This is a genomic window from Capnocytophaga granulosa ATCC 51502 (assembly GCF_000411115.1).
Lineage (GTDB): Bacteria > Bacteroidota > Bacteroidia > Flavobacteriales > Flavobacteriaceae > Capnocytophaga > Capnocytophaga granulosa.
Map to the genome: position 1 here is coordinate 511,768 of NZ_KE150242.1, position 19,593 is coordinate 531,360.

Here is a 19,593-nt window from a genome sequence, read left to right on the forward strand (position 1 = left end):
AATAAAATGCCCTCCTATATAGTTAAAATATTTTTGCTAACTTTCTAAGAAGCAATAAATTGCGTCTCTACACAAGCGCTGGCCAAGACAACTCCTGATGAGTATAGTCATCCGTAGAGACGCAATTTATTGCGTCTTAAAGAATTATATTATACAGATATTTTTAACAATTGATTCGCATTATAAGCTATACTCTTAACTAAAAAAAACAGGAAGCAATCCCTCCTGTTTTTTCTTTTATAACAACTTAGTTATCAGAATATTTATAATTCTTATCTCACATTTCAAAACTGACAAAGACTCCATTATGATCGGACATATACTTACCTTGTTCAGTGAAGTGATCCCAAGCACCTACCTGATATCCTTTTACCTTCCTTATAAAAGTATTGGAAATGCAAATATGTTCAATATTGTTTCTTACCTTATGTTTGATAGGGTCAATATGTAAGAAAGAAGAAAGATCACACTCTGTTATACAAGTCAAATCCAATTGGCTAAGGTAGTCAGAAAGTATCTGTCTTACTTTTTCAGTACCATATCCTTGATTATTATATCTACTTTGATTGAAATCTCCCATTACAAGTATAGGCAAGCCCTCTTGCTCAAGAATACGCCCCCATTCTTTAGCTTGTTGATGCAAATCTTTTTCATGATATTCCCATTGTTTGTAGCCCAAGCACCCATATCTTACCCCCGATACTCCTGCTTGATGATAGGGAATAATAGTTCCAAATACTATTACTTTTCCAAAAGGAGTTTCTACAACAGCACATGCTGTCCGAAAATTATCAAAAGTTTCTATTTGTTTCGTAATTTTCCATTTAGAAAAAATAGAAACCCAGAGTTCTTCTGGAGTCCTTTCATAGGCTAATGAATGTACAGAAAAAGGATATAGTTCAGCCAATGACATACTAACAGCACTTTCAGTAAGAACTAAAATATCTGCATTAATCTCTTCGATTTTCTCCATAACAAGAGCTGTTTTCTCAGTTCCTTTTTTAGGGCGTTCTACATTCCAAGTAGCTATTTTATACATAACAAAAAGAATTGTTCTTATTAGCTACAAATATACAAAATTAATTGTTATTCTTCCAAACTGATATTAGTAGTAAATGTAAGTTCAATTACTAAGTTATTATTCTTCACTTTAAAAATTTGTCAGTAATCACTTGACTTTTGTCAGTAAAAAGTTGTATCTTTGCCCTCAATTATTGTTTCTTATGAAAAAAGAAAATACCAAAGAAACTTTTAAGGTAGGAGACATTGTGGAAGTGTCACCTGAACTTACTTTATTAAAAGAATGGATTTCAGGAATAGTAATTAAAATCTTTAAAAACCCATTTATCGGAGATGAAATAGCTATCAAAGATGACCAAGGTCGCATTTTCTTTGGAATCAAAGACTATTTTAGAATTAATAGAACTATTATTTCTTAATAAAACTATTTTTTCCCACAGATTTCACGGATTTTCACGGAGAGAATGATAATAGAGAATTAAGGATAATTATTTTAATTTACACGGATCATTATAAGGCCTTTGGCCTTATTTATCTGTGTAAGTCACAAAAAACTATTACACAACTATAGAAAGAATCTGTGTCATCCGTAAAATCCGTGGGAGAAAATCTAATAAGACCGAGGTCTTATAATCCGTGTAAATCACAAAAAACTATTACACAGCTATAGAAAAAATCTGTGTCATCCGTAAAATCTGTAAGAGATTTTTATATAATTTAGAAGGATGTCTAATCAAACATAATATTTAGGAAAATGATAGAGGAAGACCTTTCTTATAAGATTAGAGGAGCTATTTACGAAGTCTATAACTATTTAGGCATTGGCTTATTAGAGAGTGTATATACCAATGCTTTGAAGTATGAGCTTGAGAGGAGAGGTTTGAAAGTTTGCAAAGAGGTAGCTCTTCCTGTTCTTTATAAAGAAATAACCTTAGATGTTGCTTTTAGACTTGATTTATTGGTTGAAGATAAAGCTATTATAGAGGTGAAATCTGTAGAAGAACTAAAACCTATTCATCATAAACAACTTTTGAATTATCTAAAGATAACCCAATTAAAATTAGGTATATTAGTAAATTTTAACGAAGAAAATATAAATAACGGAATATTTAGAAAGATTAATTTAACATGAATTTGATATAACGTGAGTTTAATATAAATAAGTTATAGTTTTTCTATCTTTATTCCTTCTATAAAATCCGTGGGAGAAAAATCCTAATAAGGTCTTGACCTTATATAATCCGTGAAAATCACAACGAACTATATTACACAACTATAAGAAAAATCCGTGTTATCCGTAAAATCCGTGGGAGAAAAATCCTAATAAGGTCTTGACCTTATATAGTCTGTTAAAATTTTAAAGCAACAAATCAATAAAAAATTTACACAATATAATATGTTACTAATTAAGTTTGGAGGCTCCTCAGTGGGCTCAGTAGAGAATTTGCAACGTGTGGTGCAGATTGTAAAAAAGCAAACAGAACCCTTTATCATGGTCGTCTCTGCCTTTTCTGGAGTTACCAATACCCTACAATCCTTAGGGGAAAATGCCTTAAAAAATACACACCAACCTATCCTTGAAGCACTTAAGGAAAGGCATATCTCTATGGCTAAATCTCTCTTGCATATCAACAAACAAACCAACGCATTAGTACATATTGGAAAAACGGTGCTCGGACTTGAAAATCTGTGTAATAGCATCTGTACCTTAGGAGAACTCTCCGAGCGTACCAAGGCGCGTATTATGGCTCAGGGCGAACTACTCTCTGCTTTTATTATCTGCGAATACCTCAACCAAGAGGGCGTACATGTTGGCTACTTGCCTTCAGAAAAATATATTGTAGCCGATGGTGACCCTCTCAATGCAGTAGTGGATTTCGCTCAAACAGAGCAGCGTATGCGTGAGATTGATACTACTGCCTCTTATATCGCCCCTGGCTATATCGCTGCTAACCCTACGGGGGAATTGGTGGTACTCGGTCGGGGTGGTTCGGACTATACAGCCTCTATCTATGGCTATTGCTTAGGGGCTAAGCAGGTGGAACTATGGAGCGATGTCAATGGTATGCAAAATGCTAACCCTAAGTTGGTTAAGAATACCAAAGTGATCTCCCAAATGAGCTACGAAGAGGCTTTTGAGATGGCCTATTTCGGAGCCAAGGTGATCTACCCTCCTGCTATTCGTCCTGCTATGGAAAAGAAGATTCCTGTGCTTTTGCTCAATACTTTAGCTCCCGAAGAAAAGGGTACTCGTATCCATGTGGCTACCCAAGGACATACCGATAAAGTGTTAGGCGTTTCTACCCTGAGTGACATCAGTATGATTACCATTTCAGGAATCGGGCTAGCAGGTACCAAGGGAAGTGCCCGCCGTGTCTTCCAAGCCCTCGAACAGGCCGATGTGAATGTGATTCTCATCACCCAGAGTTGCTCCGAACAGAGTATCTGTTTCGGAATCAAAACCAGTGACGCCAAGAGTGCCAAAGAGGCCTTGGAGCATGAATTTGCCCAAGAAATAGGCTCCCTCATCAATCCTATAGAACGTACTGATAACCACGTAATCTTAGCCCTTATCGGGGACAATATGAATCACCAAACAGGCCTTAGTGGTAAGGTATTCAGTGCCTTGGGTGCCAATGGGGTTAATATTCAGGCTATTGCTCAGGGGGCTTCCGAACGCAATATCTCTGTAGTGATTGATGCCCGTGACGAACACAAGGCGGTCAATGTGGTACACGAGCGCCTCTTCCAAGAGGTGATTAAGCGAGTACACCTCTTTATTATTGGGGCAGGCAATGTAGGCGGTCAGTTTATTGATATTGTCTATAAGCAACAGGAATATTTCCGCAAGCACCAAAAAGTGGATCTTCGCGTGGTGATGGTCGCCAACTCGCGCCAATATGTATTTTCCGACGAGGGATTACCCCAAGAAGCATTGGGGGCACTTTCCGCTGGAAAAGCTATCTCCTATGACACGCCTACCGCTCTGGCCGAACTGATTATCGCAACCAATAGGCGTAACAGTATTGTGGTAGATAATACCGCTTCGGCTGAGGTAGCAGCTCTTTACCCCCAACTCATTCGTAAGTCTATCTCAGTGGTTACCTGCAACAAAATTGCAGGAAGTGCTCCCTTGGAACAATACACAGCCCTTATGGAATTGGTCAAGAACCAAAACTGTGATTTCCAATACGAAACCTCTGTTGGGGCAGCCTTGCCTATCATCAAGACCTTACAGAATCTCTTGCTTAGTGGGGACACCGTTCGCCGTATCGATGCCGTAGTCTCTGGAAGTCTGAACTTTATCTTCAATCACTACAATGCCACTACGCCTTTTGTGGAGATTGTAAAGCAGGCACAAAGAGAAGGTTATACCGAACCTGATCCTCGTATAGACCTCAGTGGTTTGGACGTGATCCGAAAGATTCTAATCCTCTCCCGCGAGGCGGGTTATCGCAAGGAAATGAGCGAAGTGGTCTTCGAGAGCTTCCTCCCTGAAAAATCCTTGGAAACCCCTTCTGTAGAAGCTTTCTATGAGGTATTGGAAAAGAATGAGGCTTTCTTCCAAGACCTATACCACAGCGCACAAAGCAAAGGAGCTAAGCTCAATGTAGTGGCACAACTCTTAGAGGGGGATATCAAAGTCTCCCTACAACAGATCCCCGCTACTTCTCCTTTCTACCAATTGGACGGAAAGGATAATATCGTAGCCTTTTATACCGATATGTACCCAACTGAACCCCTTGTTATTAAGGGGGCTGGAGCAGGGGCTAAGGTAACGGCCAGTGGCGTCCTCTCCGATGTAATGTATGTGGCTAACAAACAAAAATAATTCAAATTAATATGAATCAGTCGCTTAGAAAAGCAAACCCTATACAAGAAACCGTTTGTGGTTTCGCCCCTGCAACCATTGCCAATGTCAATGTAGGCTTTGATGTTTTAGGTATCTCCCTCTCCACAGTTGGAGACAGGGTTGAGGTTACTCCCAATGGCACCCAGCAGAACAAAATCACCTTTATTGAAAGTGCTACTCCCCTGCCCTATGCTGTGGAGAAGAATTCTTGTACTGTGGTCATTGCGGCCATGCAAGCACAATTGGAAAACCCTTTATATGTAGATGTTCGTATCCGCAAAGGTTTTGCCTCTGGTAGTGGCTTGGGTTCTAGTAGTGCCAGCAGTGCAGCAGCTGCTTTCGCTTACAATACCCTTATGGGCAATCCTTTTTCTTTGGAGGAACTCTTGCCCTTTGCTGCTGAAGGCGAACGCGCAGCTTGTGGGTCAGCTCATTATGACAATGTCTCTCCTGCTATTCTTGGAGGTATTGTGCTCTTGTATCAAAACAAACCCATACGCTTGCCGCTACCTAAGGGGCTGCATGCCGTATCCTTCTTTCCTAATATAGAGGTCAATACCGCTTCGGCTCGTAGCATCGTCTCCCGACATGTATCCTTGGATATTGTTTCCAAGCAGGTATCTGCCATGGGTGCTTTTGTAAGTGGTTTATACCAAGAGAATTACGACCTGCTTAGAAAAGCTACCAAAGACTTCTTGGTAGAACCTTCCCGCAAAATACTCATTCCTTATTTTGACGAGATGAAAGAGGCCACTCTTGCTGCAGGCGGGATTACTTTTGGTATTTCAGGGTCTGGTCCATCTGTCTTTGCACTTGCTGAGTCTCACACTGTAGCCGAGCATATTCTCGCTGAATTGCATAAGATATATGCAGGACAAGGCATTGAAACCCTTTCCTTTATAGAAGACTTAGCCAATGGTAAAGGATGTAGAATAGCACAATTTGATGAATAAAAACAAAAAATCCTTTTGTTGGTTCAGAAAAAAGTTGTAACTTTGCACCCGCAAAATCGCCGGTATAGCTCAGTTGGCCAGAGCACGTGATTTGTAATCTCGGGGTCGTGGGTTCGAATCCCTCTACCGGCTCTAAAGCTGTCAATAATTGACAGCTTTTTTTGCTTTTATGGCTAAGATATCGTATCTTTGCACACCGCTAAAGAATGAAAAATGAGCAGCGGCATAAGAATTAATAATTGACAATTGACAATTAACAATTAAAAATAATGTCTGTTTCAAAAAAAGAAACCAAGCGTGTAACTGTACAAACACTACATGCTATGAAAGCCAAAGGTGAAAAAATCACCATGCTTACCGCCTATGATTATACCATGGCCAAGATTATTGACGGAGCTGGAATTGATATCATCTTAGTAGGTGATTCTGCGGCCAATGTAATGGCAGGGTACGAGACTACCCTTCCTATGACGCTGGATGCTATGATCTACCACGCTTCAGCAGTGGTACGTGCTTGCGCTCGTGCCTTGGTAGTGGCCGATTTACCTTTTGGTACCTACCAGTCCGACCCACAGCGTGCTTTGGACTCTGCCATCCGTATGATGAAAGAAAGTGGTGCACAAGCCGTAAAATTGGAGGGCGGACGAGAAATTGGTGAAGGTATTCGCCGTATCTTGGATGCTGGTATCCCTGTGATAGGTCACTTAGGACTTACACCTCAGTCTATAAATAAGTTTGGAGGGTATGGACTCCGTGCTAAAGAACAGGCAGAAGCTCAAAAACTCAAGGAAGATGCCCATTACCTACAAGAATTGGGCTGCTCTGCCATCGTCTTGGAAAAAATCCCTGCTGCTTTAGCTAAAGAGGTTACCCAAAGCCTTTCAGTGCCTACTATCGGAATTGGAGCAGGCCATGAGGTAGATGGGCAAGTGCTTGTATCTCAAGACTTTTTCGGTATGTTTGTGGATTACAAGCCTAAGTTTGTACGCCAATACCTCAACCTACATGAGCTAATGACAGGAGCGGTAAGCCAATATATTACCGATGTAAAGGCACAAATGTTCCCTAACGAGAGCGAACAGTACTAAGGGAATGAAGACAACCACCCAGAACCTACAAGTGCTTTACGAAGATAACCACTTGATAGCCATTAACAAAAGAGCAGGGGATATCGTCCAAGGAGATAAAACGGGCGATATCCCCTTAAGTGAGATTGTCAAGGCTTATCTAGTGGAGAAATACCACAAAGCAGGAGAGGCTTATCTTGGCGTCGTTCATCGATTGGACAGACCTACCACTGGCCTAGTGCTATTTGCCAAGACCTCCAAAGCGCTTCCTCGTCTCAATGCGGCTTTCGCTACCAAAGAGGAAGTTTGCAAGCAGTATTGGGCTTTGATAGAGAAAAAGCCTATCCCTGCCGAGGGTACTCTTATGCACTTTTTGGTGCGCAATACCTCTCAGAATAAGTCCTATGCTTATCAAACAGAAAAGCCACAGTCCCAGAAAGCGGTGCTTACTTATAAGATTTTAGCTACTCTTACCCATTATCTGTTAGTGGAAATTAATCTGCTTACAGGTCGTCATCACCAGATACGCGCCCAGTTTGCCGCTTTAGGCTGTCCTCTCAAAGGGGATCTCAAGTATGGAGCAAAGCGAAGTAATCCTGATGGAAGTATCAGCCTACATGCACGTGCTCTTACACTACTTCACCCAGTGAAAAAAGAGCCTCTTAGCCTTACAGCTCCCCTACCTGAAGCCTTTGCCAAACTTATAGAAAATATTCCCTTAATAAGCTCCTAATAAAAAAAGGAGTTTTTTATTGTCAGTTCCATTTTTTTTTCCTATCTTTGTGCATGTGTTTCAGTGGTCATTAGTCATTGAGTATCAATCATTAAGTTTAAACATTGATTTTGGATTAAAATAAAAAATTTATGGTTTTAGAAATGAAAGTCCCTTCTCCAGGGGAATCAATTACCGAAGTAGAAATCGCCACTTGGCTTGTGAAGGATGGCGATTATGTAAAAAAAGACCAAGCCATCGCTGAAGTGGATTCTGATAAAGCCACCCTTGAACTACCTGCTGAAGTCAGTGGGGTGATTACGCTCAAGGCTCAAGAGGGTGACTCTGTAGCAGTGGGACAAGTAGTATGCCTTATCGATACCGATGCTCCCGCACCTTCAGAAACAGCAGCAACTCCTGCTGCTAAGGCTGAAACTCCAGCACCTGCGCCCGTAGCAGCACCGGCTTCTGCTCCAGCACCTAAAGTAGAAGCTCCAGCACCTACAAGCTATGCCTCTGGCACACCTTCTCCTGCGGCTAAGAAGATTTTAGAGGAAAAACAAATCCCTGCAAGTCAAGTAAGTGGTACAGGTAAGGGCGGACGCATCACTAAGGATGATGCCCTTAAAGCACAGCCTGCTCGCCATAGCATGGGTACTCCTACCTCTGGAAGAAGAAGTGAAAAACGCACTAAACTCTCTATGCTACGCCGCAAGGTAGCCGAACGTTTGGTATCGGCTAAGAATGAAACAGCTATGCTTACCACTTTCAACGAAGTGGATATGTCGGCTATATACGAAATCCGTAACGAATACAAAGATGCCTTCAAGGAACGTCATAATGTAAGTTTAGGATTTATGTCTTTCTTCACCTTAGCTGTAGTACGTGCCCTTAAGCTCTTCCCCGATGTCAACTCCATGATTGATGATAAGGAGAAAATCACTTATGACTATTGCGATATCTCCATTGCTGTTTCAGGGCCTAAGGGACTTATGGTGCCTGTGATCCGCAATGCAGAAAACCTTTCTTTCCGCGGCGTAGAAGCCGAAGTAAAACGCCTTGCTATCCGTGCTCGTGAAGGACAAATCACTGTAGATGAGATGACTGGCGGTACATTCACTATTACCAACGGAGGTGTATTCGGAAGTATGCTCTCCACTCCTATCATTAACCCTCCTCAATCTGCTATCTTGGGTATGCACAATGTAGTGGATCGTGCCATTGTTCGCAATGGGCAAATCGTGGTAGCTCCTGTGATGTATATTGCCCTCTCTTACGACCATCGTCTCATCGACGGACGTGAGTCTGTAGGCTTCCTCGTAGAGGTGAAAAAAGCCCTTGAAAACCCAGTAGAACTCTTAATGAACAATGACCTAAAGAACGCTCTGGAACTTTAATAATTGTTTTCTACATCATAGCAAGAGGCTGTCCTATTGGGGCAGCCTCTTTACTTTTCTTATGACAAAACGCTCTATTATCCTATTTCTTCTTGAGAATGTAGTAAGAAGCAAGTTCTCCTGTGATTTCCTTACCTTCATCTAGAAAAGCAATAGAACCATCTTCTTTTACTTGGTACTGCTGTATTTTTCCATTTTCTTTCTCACTGGTAAGAGTAAGTACCTTATTTTGAGCATCATAGCTCACCTTTCCATTATCTTCTTCTTTGCGATCCTCCATAACTTCCTCAGAAGTATAAGTATCTTTACCTATGGAAAGGCTTACATTGATCCCACTACAATCTGCACAAGGGAATGTTCCTTCATAAGTGCCTTCATAAGCAGTCTTGCCGCCACATGAAGCCAACACTATAGCTACACTGGCTAATAAAATTTTTTTCATTGTATAATGTATTTCTATATGAGATGAAGCACAACAATTTTCATGCCAAAACTATTGGGACCTTTGAAAATTTATAAATCTAATTGCTCTTTTCTTACTTAGCTTTATTTTTATAGTTAAATTCTTTTTAAAAAGACAATTGTTTTACGAAAATAGACTACCTTTGCCCCAATAATTAAAATTACTGATATGAAAAAAATCTTTTTATTCCTTGTAGCCCTTGTAGGTATTGTGGCTTGTAGCAAAGGTGATAGTGGTTCTTCTGAGAATGGAGGAAACTCAAGTATTGCGGGATATAATCCTCCCTCTTGGATTATTGGTACTTGGATGGATGAAAGCAATAGTACAGGATTTAAATTTACTTCAAATAATTTTTGTCAAATAGCAGGAGGAGCTTCTAATTGCTTTTTAGAGGGGCCTTATGTAACTGTCACAGAGAGTAAAGCAACTAATAAAAGTTTCTCTTTTACTTTTAAAATAGCTTCCACTGAATTTTCTTATGTATTTGAACAATTAGAGGGAGGAAAAGTGAAAACTACCAATAGAGGTATTCTAAATGATGTCTATATCAAACAAAAATAACCTCCTTAAAGAACTGCTCCTTACCGAGCAGTTTTTTTTTATTGTATTTTTATTACTTCTCTCTTTTATTTTTCTTGACTTTCCTCTTCAAATGTTGTATCTTTGCGCGCCCAATAAGTGAATAACGAAAAGTGTAGAGTAAAAAAGTTCTTCACTATTCACTATTCACTATTCACTAAAAAAGAGATGCAAGTATTCAAACTCACCGAAGAGATTATTGAACATATTCGTGAACTGATAGCCTCCGATCAGAAACAGCAACTCAAGGATTACCTTGAATCGCTCCACTTTGCCGATATTGCGGAGATTACCAGTGAACTGGAATTGGAGGAAGCCGCTTACTTGGTGAGTATCCTCAACCGCGAAAAAGCCTCTGAAACCCTCACTGAGGTAGATGAAGAGGTCTTGGAACACATCTTGGAAAACCTCTCCAATGAGGAAATTGCCCGAGACTTGCAGGAGCTGGACACCGATGATGCTGCTTACCTCATCGCTGATCTACCCGAAGAGCGGCAAACGCAAATTCTCTCTCACATAGAGGACAAGGAACATGCACAGGACATTGTAGACCTACTCCGCTATGATGATGATACTGCAGGGGGACTCATGGCCAAGGAGCTTATCAAAGTCAATGAAAACTGGGATGTGGATACTTGCATGAAAGAAATACGCAATCAAGGCCAACATGTAACTCGTGTACACTCTATCTATGTAGTAGATGATAACGAGGTACTCAAGGGGCGTCTCTCGCTAAAGGACTTAATTGCCTCGCCCCAAGGGGCTCATATTAGGGATATTTACATTCCTAAGGTAGATTTTGTCTTTGTACATGATACTCCCGAGGAGGTTGCCCGTGTGATGCAAAAATATAACTTGGAAGCCATTCCTGTAGTGGATAAAATGCATCGCCTCGTGGGACGTATCACCATTGACGATATCGTAGATGTCATCAAGGAAGAAGCCGAACATGATTACCAAATGGCGGCGGGGATTACCGAGGATGTGGAAGCCGACGATACTATCTGGAAGCTCACCCGTGCGCGTCTGCCTTGGCTACTAATAGGAATGGCTGGCGGGATAGGAGCAGCCAGTATTATCAATGGGTTTCAGGATGGACTAACGTCCTTCCCTACTCTTTTGCTCTTTATCCCTCTGATACAATCCACGGCGGGGAATGTAGGGGTACAATCTTCCGCTATCGTGGTACAAGGCTTGGCCAATAATAGTATCGATGGGGCGCTTTTAGGACGATTGTTCAAGGAGTTCCTCTTGGGTCTTATCAACGGACTAGCACTGGCTACCTTAGTACTTATGATGAGCCATTTTGTCTTTGGTAGCTCTTACTTGGAATCGGCTACCGTATGTGCCGCCCTAGTAACAGTAATTATCAATGCTGCCGTTATAGGTACTTTTATCCCCATTTTCCTACATAGCCGTGGAATAGACCCAGCAGTGGCCACAGGCCCCTTTATTACCACGAGCAACGATATCTTGGGGATTCTTATCTATTTTATGATTGCTAAAATTATCTTAGGTTTCTAAACTAAACAATATTACCCATGCAAACACAACGAAGCCGCGCACAGGAGTCTACCGATGCCATTGAAAAGCTCTACACAACCATGCGCCACCTATTCAACCGAGGATTCTATAAGCCTATGGGGGTCTCTGGCGAAAGCCTCCGAGAGTCTCTTTTGCTCCTCAGACCTGAGATATACGGAAGCATTGCCCAGCGACAAACAGAACTCAATGGCCTGCTTTACGTCTTGGATCGCCTGCCTATCGGTATAGAACAATGCCGATTTATCAATATGATTTCTGATGAGGGGTATCGTCAGTCTCATTTTGACCCTATTATCCCCCCCAAGCGTCGTAGAAATTGCTATCGTATCGACGATGAACAGATGAATATCGAGATTACTCGTGGCCGTTCCGATATCTATGACATACTCACGCACCTGACTTTCCTTTTTATAGAATCTCATAAGATAGCGCATAGTGTCTTGGATGAGGAAAGCGACAAGATCAGCCGCGATTGGGAAAAGATAGAACTCCTTGCCCAAAAGAAAAAACTCTCCCAAACCGAACGTGAATTAGCGCTGATTCATATAGGTAAGGTATTGGGACGTACCTTTGAGGAAATTCTCCCTGCCTACCACCAACTATCCTCTGAGAAAAATCCTGAGCGCTTTATACAGGTAATTTACTGGTTGGGCAAAATCGCTTTGGAAGAAATCCTCACCGACAACAAGCGGGTGATTACCTTCTCCCCTATCCTAAGGGAACGCTTGGGACATCATATCTACGGGGAGATTTGGGCAAACACACTCAAAGAAACCCTAAGCCAATATAACCTGCTACAGCGTCCCTTACATATCATCAGTGCCAATATGCACAGTGTGATGAATGCTTTGTTTGCTTCTAAGGCTTTGAATATCAAAAGAAAGGAAGATACACCATGGGATACTTATATTGCCCTAAGTGAGGAGAAAAACCACGCTCTCCGCGAGCAGGTTACCCAATATGCCCTTGCTCATGGTATGCTCTTTATCAAGGACAAATCAGGCACCAATATAGACGTGCAAATCGTAGATACGGCACTCATTCCTGAGAATGAATTTTTCAAGAAATCCACTACCGGAGAGGCTCCTGTACTCTTGGTGATGGACTATGCTTTCGGAGAGCAGGCTTATGAAACCATAGATGAGCTTCTCAAGCCTTACAAAACAGAGAAAAAAAGTACCTTCCTCAACGTGGTATCCGTTTCTATCATGGGCAAGGCAGGGATTTTAGAAGGTGAAAAGGGAGATATTATGATTCCCAATGCGCATATTTTTGAGGGAACTGCGGACAACTATCCTTTTGAGAATGAGCTATCTACTTCTGATTTTGAGGGCAACGGGCTCAGAGTCTTTGAAGGGACTATGGTAACCGTATTGGGTACCTCCCTGCAGAACAAGGACGTACTAACCTACTTCCACAAATCCACTTGGAATGTCATAGGCTTGGAAATGGAGGGTGCCCACTATCAGAAAGCCATACAATCAGCCTCTAAGATTCGCAAGAGTATCCGCCGTGATGTCAAAGTACGCTACGCCTACTACGCCTCCGACAATCCTTTGGAGACAGGCAGCACCTTAGCCTCAGGAGGCTTAGGCCTTATCGGAGTCAAGCCTACTTATTTGATTACTCATAGAATATTAGAGCAAATAGGAAAAGAAGAATAAGTTGTAAGGTTATTGCTTTATTTTGATGATATGTGATGATGTCCCTTCTGGAACTACTTGGAAATAATCCGATAATGATTCAAACATCTTCAGAAAATTAGTATAACCATAGTCATTAGGAGTAAATGCAGGATCCATACGTTTTATTTCTTGAGCTACCCTTGCCAATATAGGTGTCTTATTAGAATTTAAAATATTAGTTATGATTTGTTTAATTTTTTTTATCTTAGTAATAATTTTCTGATTAGGATACTCTGTAAGTTTAATTTCTCCCGTTTTTAAAGGTGTTTCAACAACTGTTTTTTGAGGTTCCGCCACAACTGAAGATTGTTCAGGAATTAGATAGGCAAAATCGTCTATGTATTTGAATACATGGCAAGCATTGACAAAGGGCGTAGGCGTTTGTTTTCTACCTATTCCCATGACAAACTTGTTGCTCTCTATAAGTTTCATAGCCAATTGCATAAAATCACTATCACTGGAGACGATACAAAAACCTGTAATATGGGGTTGGGTATAGAGTAGCTCCATTGCACTGATAACCAAGGATATATCTGTTGTATTCTTACCTTTCACATGAGTAGGGCTTTGTATAAGCCTAAAGGTAAGATTGGACAAGGGGATATTCCATGAGCTGAATTGTGAGTTTGTCCAGTTGCCAAAAGCCCATTTGATAATCGGATTTCCATATTGCTTTACTTCCTCTATGATATAAGGAAGGTACTCCAATTGCGTATTATCCGTATCCAACAGAATCGCAATATTTTTTGTTTCCATAACTATATAGATTTTTCTTGTTTGTTAAGTATCTCTTGAACAAAGTTCAATACAAACTCACTGTTTTTCAGTTCATAACTCAAAGATATAGGAGAGATAGCTTTAATGAGTAACTTGCCTTCTTTGTCTCGAGTATAGCGTTTGTCAGTAGAGGTAAGGGTTATTTTACCTTTTTGCATACTGATAGCTCCTAACTCATAAAGTTGCCACTCTGTACGATGGTCGGCAAAGAATACTTTTTCCTCAATAATCTTGGTATCGGCAATCACGTATTTGCCTTGTAGTTCGCCATTTTCATTGATTCCCATTGGGAAAACATCAAAACCGCCGTTTTCTTGGAAAATATCAATCACCTCTCCACTTTCATCGTATTGTATGGGGCGCAGTTCTTTAAGCTGCCCCTCTTCTATATGTAAGGTGATGATACGAGACCAAGGCTTTTTATATTCACCTAATAGCACACGCTGGGTATGAAGATCGTATACTGTTTTGAACCATAGCTTATCTTGTGGATATTGGGCAATTAGCTGAATATGCTGGTATCTTCCCTCTAAAAGAACTTCAAAAGAGAGCTGGGTCTCATCAGTATTGATTTGCAAATTATAGATAGGAATGAGGTAAGGGTCGCCGTAAGGGTTTTCATCTAAGAAGAACTGATATGCGTGAGGGTCATATTCCAAAGATACAAAAGTTGGTTCTTCTTTTTCTTCAGCTCCCAAAATTACTGAGAAACAATCGTACTCCCCTACTTTCAAAGTACAATTATGGAGTGCAATTACCTTAGCAGCAGGTACTTCCAACCCATATGCCAAGGCTGTTTCACGGATAAAGTTAGATAGCTCTACCGTATAACCATTGTAGAGAAAACCCCAAAGGAACTCAGGCATTTCTTCCTCTTCAGGGTTGTTGAAGGTAGAGAGTTGCTCACAGAGAGTCTGTATAGCTGCTGCGAGATAGGCTTGCTTATCAAGGGCTTGGTCTGCTTTTTCCAATTGTGCCAAGAAAGCCTCCAAATGTGCGTTACAGTCGGTAATATTTGCTTCTGTATAATAACGGTCAGTTACTTTAGTTTTGGAGAGTTCTGCACGCATTTGCGCGATGATTTGGTCTTTTTGAATAACAAATGGGGTCATGTTTCTTATTTTACAATGGTTTGAAATAATTGGTAGCCTATATATTTCTTAAAATTGGGGTTTGTATTTCTATAGAAAAGATCCCAATAACTGGCAATACGGCTCTCTATACGCTTTTGGTAGAGAGAATTTGCACGAAAGAAGTATCTTAATTTATCACGAGTATCATTAGGAAGTTCGCTCTGGAGTACCTTTACTATTTCTATGACATAATCACCCAAAAGTTTGGCGATAAAGAGCAATGTAAAATCCTCTTTTACAATCAACAATTCCCTTAGATAATGTTCTCTTAAGTGACCATTGCAATTACACAAATACAAGCAATTAAGCATTTGCTCCTGAACTAAAGTCAGACTTTGGGTATTGTATTCCCCAAAATAGGCTCTCTGAGGCAACTCCAAAGCTTCCCCATTGAGGCTAACATCCTCTCTCCCTACAGTCCTAAAGTCCTTAGGGTCATTTTGCTGTAGAAAATCTGCTATTTTAGTAGCATCTTTGTGCAAATGAGAGGGGAAAGCATTTTGTATCATTCTTATTTTTGCAAGGGAGTGATATCATATCCTAATGATTGTAGGAAAAGTAAGCCATTTAAGGTAGCTATTTTTTGAGTACCTGTCCACCCTTTTATTTCTGCCCAATCTATAAGTTTGGGGATATATTTAGGTTCATTGAGGTTGATGAGATCCTCGGTCTGTGTCGTTTTATTAAGTAATTTGATATTCCCATTAAGAGGTTGCCCCATAAACTCATCTTCAATGGTGATAAAATCAACACACAAGGGCGTATTCTTCTCACCACTCAAGAAAATACGTACTGAAAGTAGCGAGTTACAATCCCCTTTCCTATTATAAGCGGTATCTACCCGATACAAATATTCCTTGTCTTTATGTACTAACTTTCGGAGTTTCTGTTTCATAGTGAGAGGATTGTAATTGTTTTTATGATATGACTCAATAGTTGTAAAAAGACTTTCCTATCAAAATTATTGTTTAGAATAGTGCTACTCACTGTCTTGTTCCACCATTGTTCCTCAATAGCTGTTTGCATAGCTTTGAGTTGTATTATCACAGTTTCAGCAGAGAGTCCTACAAGCGCCTTTTGGATATCTTCTGGCATAAACGAAAACGCCTCGATACCGCAACACTCCCTAACACATTCTACCTCCAACTTATCAAAAAAGGCATTTAGCGGTGCAATATAGGGGTAGAGATCTAACAGCTTCCCACTGCAATCTATTGAGAGCTCTTCGATAAATAGGTTATTGCCAATAAGGATGGGCATAGAGGGTGTTTAATTTTTAGCAGTATACTTTTCTTTAATATAATCAGCTACTTTATCTATTTCTGGAAATAAAGTGCTTTCGTTTACTCCTAACTTTCTTAATTCCTTTTTAATATTTTCCTTATCTGAACTTTTAATTATTAATCTTTTTTTGATTTCTTACCTTTACTAAATAAATTTTTAAATAAATTTACAGCTTTTTGATAATTATTGGTTTATTGGCAGATTCAAGCCATAAAGATTACTTTCTTTCTCGTTCTAAAAGATATTTAGCGATTTCCTCTTTGAAGTTGGCTATTTTTATCAGAGTTGTAGAAAAAGCTAAATACATATCTTTCCCTTTAATAGATATAACATCTACATCAAAATCTACATCATTATACCCCAGTCCGCTTTTAGGAGTTTTCAATTCAATGTATTTTCCTGATAAGTAGTCTTCTAATTTGTTAGTTGTTGGGTTAAATTTCAAAATGCCTTGGTTATGAGCTACTACATAAATTACTCCATCATCATCAATAGCTAAATCGTTTATGGTTTCAGGGTAGTTTTTGAGTAAAGTAGTAACTTTAAAAGATGTGCCTTCTGGTTCTATTTTACGAATGCTATTTTTTCCATCAATAACATATATATCTTTTCCAAACACAGCCATTTGGAAAATACCTCGAAAGCTTGCGTTTATGCCAGTCCCATCAGAAATTTCATCTCTTCCTGACCCCATTACATCAACAATAGTTCCTAAATTATGAAAATATCTTTTGATTGTTTTTGAATAGAAATCAAAAAACATAAATTCATTGCTATTGTAACGAGTTAGCGCAAGGATACCTTCACGTCCTCCAAAATATGAGGGAGTGTAATTTACTTCAATTTCTGTAGTTTGTTGAGTGCTTGGTGTGTATTTAAAAATCTTATGAGGACCTAAACGACCTTTTGTATAATAAATATCTCCACTGTCAGAGAAAGCAACGCTTGAACCATCATCGTTAATATTAAAATTTTCAGATTTTGTAACTGTTACAGAAGAAGTATTTCCTTTTGAAACTATTTTTCCAATAAAAGGGTCTTGCCTTATGAAATAAAGGTCTTCATTATGCAGTGCTATATTCTTTACCCAACCCTTTGCTTCTTCTATATATGTAACTTTTAATTTACCTTTGTAAGGGTCTTCTAAGTAACTATCTTCTTTCTTTTGGCAAGAAAAAAATGTTCCAATCAATAAAAATAATAATCCTAATTTTTTCATTTGTATATTGTATATATTAAAAATGTTATTTGCCTAAAGTACATAAAAAATGCCTACAGTATTGTGTTTTCTAATCATTCAGTTTGAGCACCGCCATAAACGCACTTTGTGGGATCTCTACATTCCCCACTTGACGCATACGTTTCTTACCAGCTTTTTGTTTCTCTAAGAGCTTGCGTTTACGGGAGATATCACCTCCGTAACACTTGGCCGTTACGTCCTTGCGGAGGGCTTTGATAGTCTCACGGGAGATGATTTTAGCGCCTATCGCGGCTTGGATAGGGATATCAAACTGCTGGCGTGGGATTAGCTCACGCAACTTCTCACACATCTTTTTGCCAATGTTGTAGGCATTATCGGCATGGATAAGAGCCGAAAGTGCATCTACCGATTGGGAGTTGATAAGAATATCCACTTTCACAAGGTTAGAAGCGCGCATACCTATAGGTGAATAGTCAAAGGAGGCATACCCCTTGCTGACGGTCTTCAGGCGGTCGTAGAAGTCAAACACGATTTCGGCCAAGGGCATATCAAAGTTCAGCTCTACACGCTCTGGAGTAAGGTAGTGCTGATGGGTGATGATCCCTCGCTTTTCTATACAAAGGGACATGACCTGACCTATAAAATCCGACTTGGTGATGATACTCGCCTTGATATAAGGCTCTTCCACGCGGTCTAATTTGGAAGGCTCTGGAAGGTCGGAAGGGTTATTGACAATGATAGGCTTTTCAGGCTCTTTCTTGGTGAAGGCGTGGTAACTTACGTTGGGCACCGTGGTAATTACAGTCATACCAAACTCACGCTCCAAACGCTCTTGTACAATTTCTAAGTGCAACATCCCTAAGAAACCACAGCGGAAACCAAAGCCCAAAGCAGCTGAACTTTCAGGGGTAAATACCAAGGAGGCATCATTAAGTTGGAGCTTTTCCATAGAGGCACGTAGCTCTTCGTAATCTTCGGTATCTACAGGGTAGATACCGGCAAAGACCATCGGTTTTACGTTCTCAAAGCCGTCTATAGCTTCTGAACAACCATCTACAGCGGAGGTGATCGTATCCCCCACTTTTACCTCGCGAGCGTCTTTGATACCAGTGATAAGGTATCCCACATCTCCGGTTGAGATGACAGGCTTAGGTACTTGGTTGAGCTTGAGGGTACCCACCTCATCGGCATCATAGGTCTTGCCATTGGACATGAACTTGATTTTCTGTCCCTTGCGTATCTCGCCATTCATCACACGGAAGTAGGTCTCCACCCCACGGAAAGAGTTGTATACAGAGTCAAAAATCAGCGCTTGTAGAGGCGCCTTAGGATCACCCGTCGGAGCTGGAATACGCTCAATAATAGCCTCTAAAATAGCCTCTACTCCCAAACCTGTCTTTCCACTGGCAGGGATAATATCATCAGGTGAGCAGCCCAATAGGTCTACTATGTCGTCCTTTACCTCTTCTGGGTTGGCACTCGGCAGGTCTATTTTGTTGAGAATAGGAATGATCTCAAGGTCATTTTCCAATGCCAAGTAGAGGTTGGAAATGGTCTGTGCCTGAATACTTTGGGCAGCATCTACAATGAGGAGTGCTCCCTCACAGGCGGCAATAGAGCGGGATACCTCATAGGAGAAATCCACGTGGCCTGGGGTGTCAATAAGATTGAGGATATATTTCTCGCCTTTGTACACATATTCCATTTGGATGGCGTGGCTCTTGATGGTAATCCCACGCTCACGCTCCAAGTCCATGTTGTCAAGCAATTGGTCTTGCTTTTCACGTTCGGTTACCGTTTGGGTAAAGTCAAGCAGACGATCGGCCAAAGTACTCTTGCCGTGGTCAATATGTGCAATAATGCAGAAATTACGGATATTTTTCATTCGGTTTTCTTTAGTTTGTTCGTTATTAGTGATTGGTAC

19 protein-coding genes and 1 tRNA gene are annotated in these 19,593 nt (G+C 40.5%); 11 read left to right on the forward strand and 9 right to left on the reverse strand.

Features of this window, described 5'->3' with window-relative positions; all coding sequences use genetic code 11:
• Window positions 1–277: 277 nt before the first annotated feature.
• Window positions 278–1,039 carry an endonuclease/exonuclease/phosphatase family protein gene (locus HMPREF9331_RS02250; RefSeq protein ID WP_016419543.1) on the reverse strand — a complete coding sequence of 254 codons (762 nt, stop codon included), beginning with the start codon at window positions 1,037–1,039 and terminating at the stop codon, window positions 278–280.
• A gap of 184 nt (window positions 1,040–1,223) precedes the next feature.
• On the opposite strand from HMPREF9331_RS02250, the gene HMPREF9331_RS02255 reads away from it, so the two are divergent.
• The 8 genes from HMPREF9331_RS02255 (at window position 1,224) to odhB (ending at window position 9,002) form a co-directional block, all read left to right on the forward strand.
• Entirely contained in the window at window positions 1,224–1,439 is a 216-nt protein-coding gene (locus HMPREF9331_RS02255; RefSeq protein ID WP_040356858.1) for a hypothetical protein, read from the forward strand.
• Between the two features lie 335 nt (window positions 1,440–1,774).
• Window positions 1,775–2,152 (forward strand): GxxExxY protein, encoded by a 378-nt coding sequence (locus HMPREF9331_RS02260; RefSeq protein WP_016419545.1) that lies wholly within the window; start codon window positions 1,775–1,777, stop codon window positions 2,150–2,152.
• A gap of 264 nt (window positions 2,153–2,416) precedes the next feature.
• Window positions 2,417–4,852, forward strand: coding sequence for a bifunctional aspartate kinase/homoserine dehydrogenase I (gene thrA, locus HMPREF9331_RS02265; RefSeq protein WP_016419546.1), 2,436 nt, complete (start codon window positions 2,417–2,419; stop codon window positions 4,850–4,852).
• An 11-nt stretch (window positions 4,853–4,863) separates the two neighbouring features.
• A complete protein-coding gene (locus HMPREF9331_RS02270; protein ID WP_016419547.1) occupies window positions 4,864–5,826 on the forward strand; it encodes a homoserine kinase in 963 nt (320 codons plus the stop codon).
• A 58-nt stretch (window positions 5,827–5,884) separates the two neighbouring features.
• Window positions 5,885–5,958, forward strand: a tRNA-Thr gene (locus tag HMPREF9331_RS02275).
• Window positions 5,959–6,095: 137 nt separating this feature from the next.
• A complete protein-coding gene (gene panB, locus HMPREF9331_RS02280) occupies window positions 6,096–6,914 on the forward strand; it encodes a 3-methyl-2-oxobutanoate hydroxymethyltransferase (protein WP_016419548.1) in 819 nt (272 codons plus the stop codon).
• Between the two features lie 4 nt (window positions 6,915–6,918).
• Window positions 6,919–7,626 (forward strand): RluA family pseudouridine synthase, encoded by a 708-nt coding sequence (locus HMPREF9331_RS02285; RefSeq protein WP_016419549.1) that lies wholly within the window; start codon window positions 6,919–6,921, stop codon window positions 7,624–7,626.
• Window positions 7,627–7,757: 131 nt separating this feature from the next.
• The gene (odhB, locus tag HMPREF9331_RS02290) at window positions 7,758–9,002 is read left to right on the forward strand and encodes a 2-oxoglutarate dehydrogenase complex dihydrolipoyllysine-residue succinyltransferase (protein ID WP_016419550.1); all 1,245 of its coding nucleotides are present in this window, start codon (window positions 7,758–7,760) and stop codon (window positions 9,000–9,002) included.
• A gap of 82 nt (window positions 9,003–9,084) precedes the next feature.
• Here odhB and HMPREF9331_RS02295 read toward each other — a convergent pair whose 3' ends face one another.
• Entirely contained in the window at window positions 9,085–9,444 is a 360-nt protein-coding gene (locus tag HMPREF9331_RS02295; protein WP_009641487.1) for a copper resistance protein NlpE, read from the reverse strand.
• A 189-nt stretch (window positions 9,445–9,633) separates the two neighbouring features.
• Here HMPREF9331_RS02295 and HMPREF9331_RS02300 point away from each other — a divergent pair, with 189 nt between their 5' ends.
• The 3 genes from HMPREF9331_RS02300 to HMPREF9331_RS02310 all read left to right on the forward strand — a co-directional run bounded on the left by HMPREF9331_RS02300 (window position 9,634) and on the right by HMPREF9331_RS02310 (window position 13,253).
• Window positions 9,634–10,026, forward strand: a complete 393-nt coding sequence (locus tag HMPREF9331_RS02300) for a hypothetical protein (RefSeq protein ID WP_016419551.1) — start codon at window positions 9,634–9,636, stop codon at window positions 10,024–10,026.
• Between the two features lie 186 nt (window positions 10,027–10,212).
• A complete protein-coding gene (mgtE, locus tag HMPREF9331_RS02305) occupies window positions 10,213–11,568 on the forward strand; it encodes a magnesium transporter (protein ID WP_016419552.1) in 1,356 nt (451 codons plus the stop codon).
• A 17-nt stretch (window positions 11,569–11,585) separates the two neighbouring features.
• Complete coding sequence (locus HMPREF9331_RS02310) at window positions 11,586–13,253, forward strand: DUF6909 family protein (RefSeq protein ID WP_016419553.1); 1,668 nt, start codon at window positions 11,586–11,588, stop codon at window positions 13,251–13,253.
• A 9-nt stretch (window positions 13,254–13,262) separates the two neighbouring features.
• Here HMPREF9331_RS02310 and HMPREF9331_RS02315 read toward each other — a convergent pair whose 3' ends face one another.
• The 7 genes from HMPREF9331_RS02315 to lepA form a co-directional block, all read right to left on the reverse strand.
• On the reverse strand, window positions 13,263–14,030 hold the full coding sequence (locus HMPREF9331_RS02315) for an NYN domain-containing protein (protein ID WP_016419554.1): 768 nt from the start codon (window positions 14,028–14,030) through the stop codon (window positions 13,263–13,265).
• A gap of 2 nt (window positions 14,031–14,032) precedes the next feature.
• Window positions 14,033–15,163 carry a DUF8184 family protein gene (locus tag HMPREF9331_RS02320; protein ID WP_016419555.1) on the reverse strand — a complete coding sequence of 377 codons (1,131 nt, stop codon included), beginning with the start codon at window positions 15,161–15,163 and terminating at the stop codon, window positions 14,033–14,035.
• A 5-nt stretch (window positions 15,164–15,168) separates the two neighbouring features.
• The gene (locus tag HMPREF9331_RS02325) at window positions 15,169–15,693 is read right to left on the reverse strand and encodes a hypothetical protein (protein WP_016419556.1); all 525 of its coding nucleotides are present in this window, start codon (window positions 15,691–15,693) and stop codon (window positions 15,169–15,171) included.
• A 2-nt stretch (window positions 15,694–15,695) separates the two neighbouring features.
• Window positions 15,696–16,079 carry a hypothetical protein gene (locus HMPREF9331_RS02330; protein WP_016419557.1) on the reverse strand — a complete coding sequence of 128 codons (384 nt, stop codon included), beginning with the start codon at window positions 16,077–16,079 and terminating at the stop codon, window positions 15,696–15,698.
• Window positions 16,076–16,444, reverse strand: a complete 369-nt coding sequence (locus HMPREF9331_RS02335; RefSeq protein WP_016419558.1) for a DUF6331 family protein — start codon at window positions 16,442–16,444, stop codon at window positions 16,076–16,078. Before HMPREF9331_RS02335 ends, HMPREF9331_RS02330 begins: the two co-directional genes overlap by 4 nt.
• A gap of 241 nt (window positions 16,445–16,685) precedes the next feature.
• A complete protein-coding gene (locus tag HMPREF9331_RS02340) occupies window positions 16,686–17,687 on the reverse strand; it encodes an NHL repeat-containing protein (RefSeq protein ID WP_016419559.1) in 1,002 nt (333 codons plus the stop codon).
• A 70-nt stretch (window positions 17,688–17,757) separates the two neighbouring features.
• The gene (gene lepA, locus HMPREF9331_RS02345) at window positions 17,758–19,554 is read right to left on the reverse strand and encodes a translation elongation factor 4 (protein WP_016419560.1); all 1,797 of its coding nucleotides are present in this window, start codon (window positions 19,552–19,554) and stop codon (window positions 17,758–17,760) included.
• Between the last annotated feature and the right edge of the window lie 39 nt (window positions 19,555–19,593).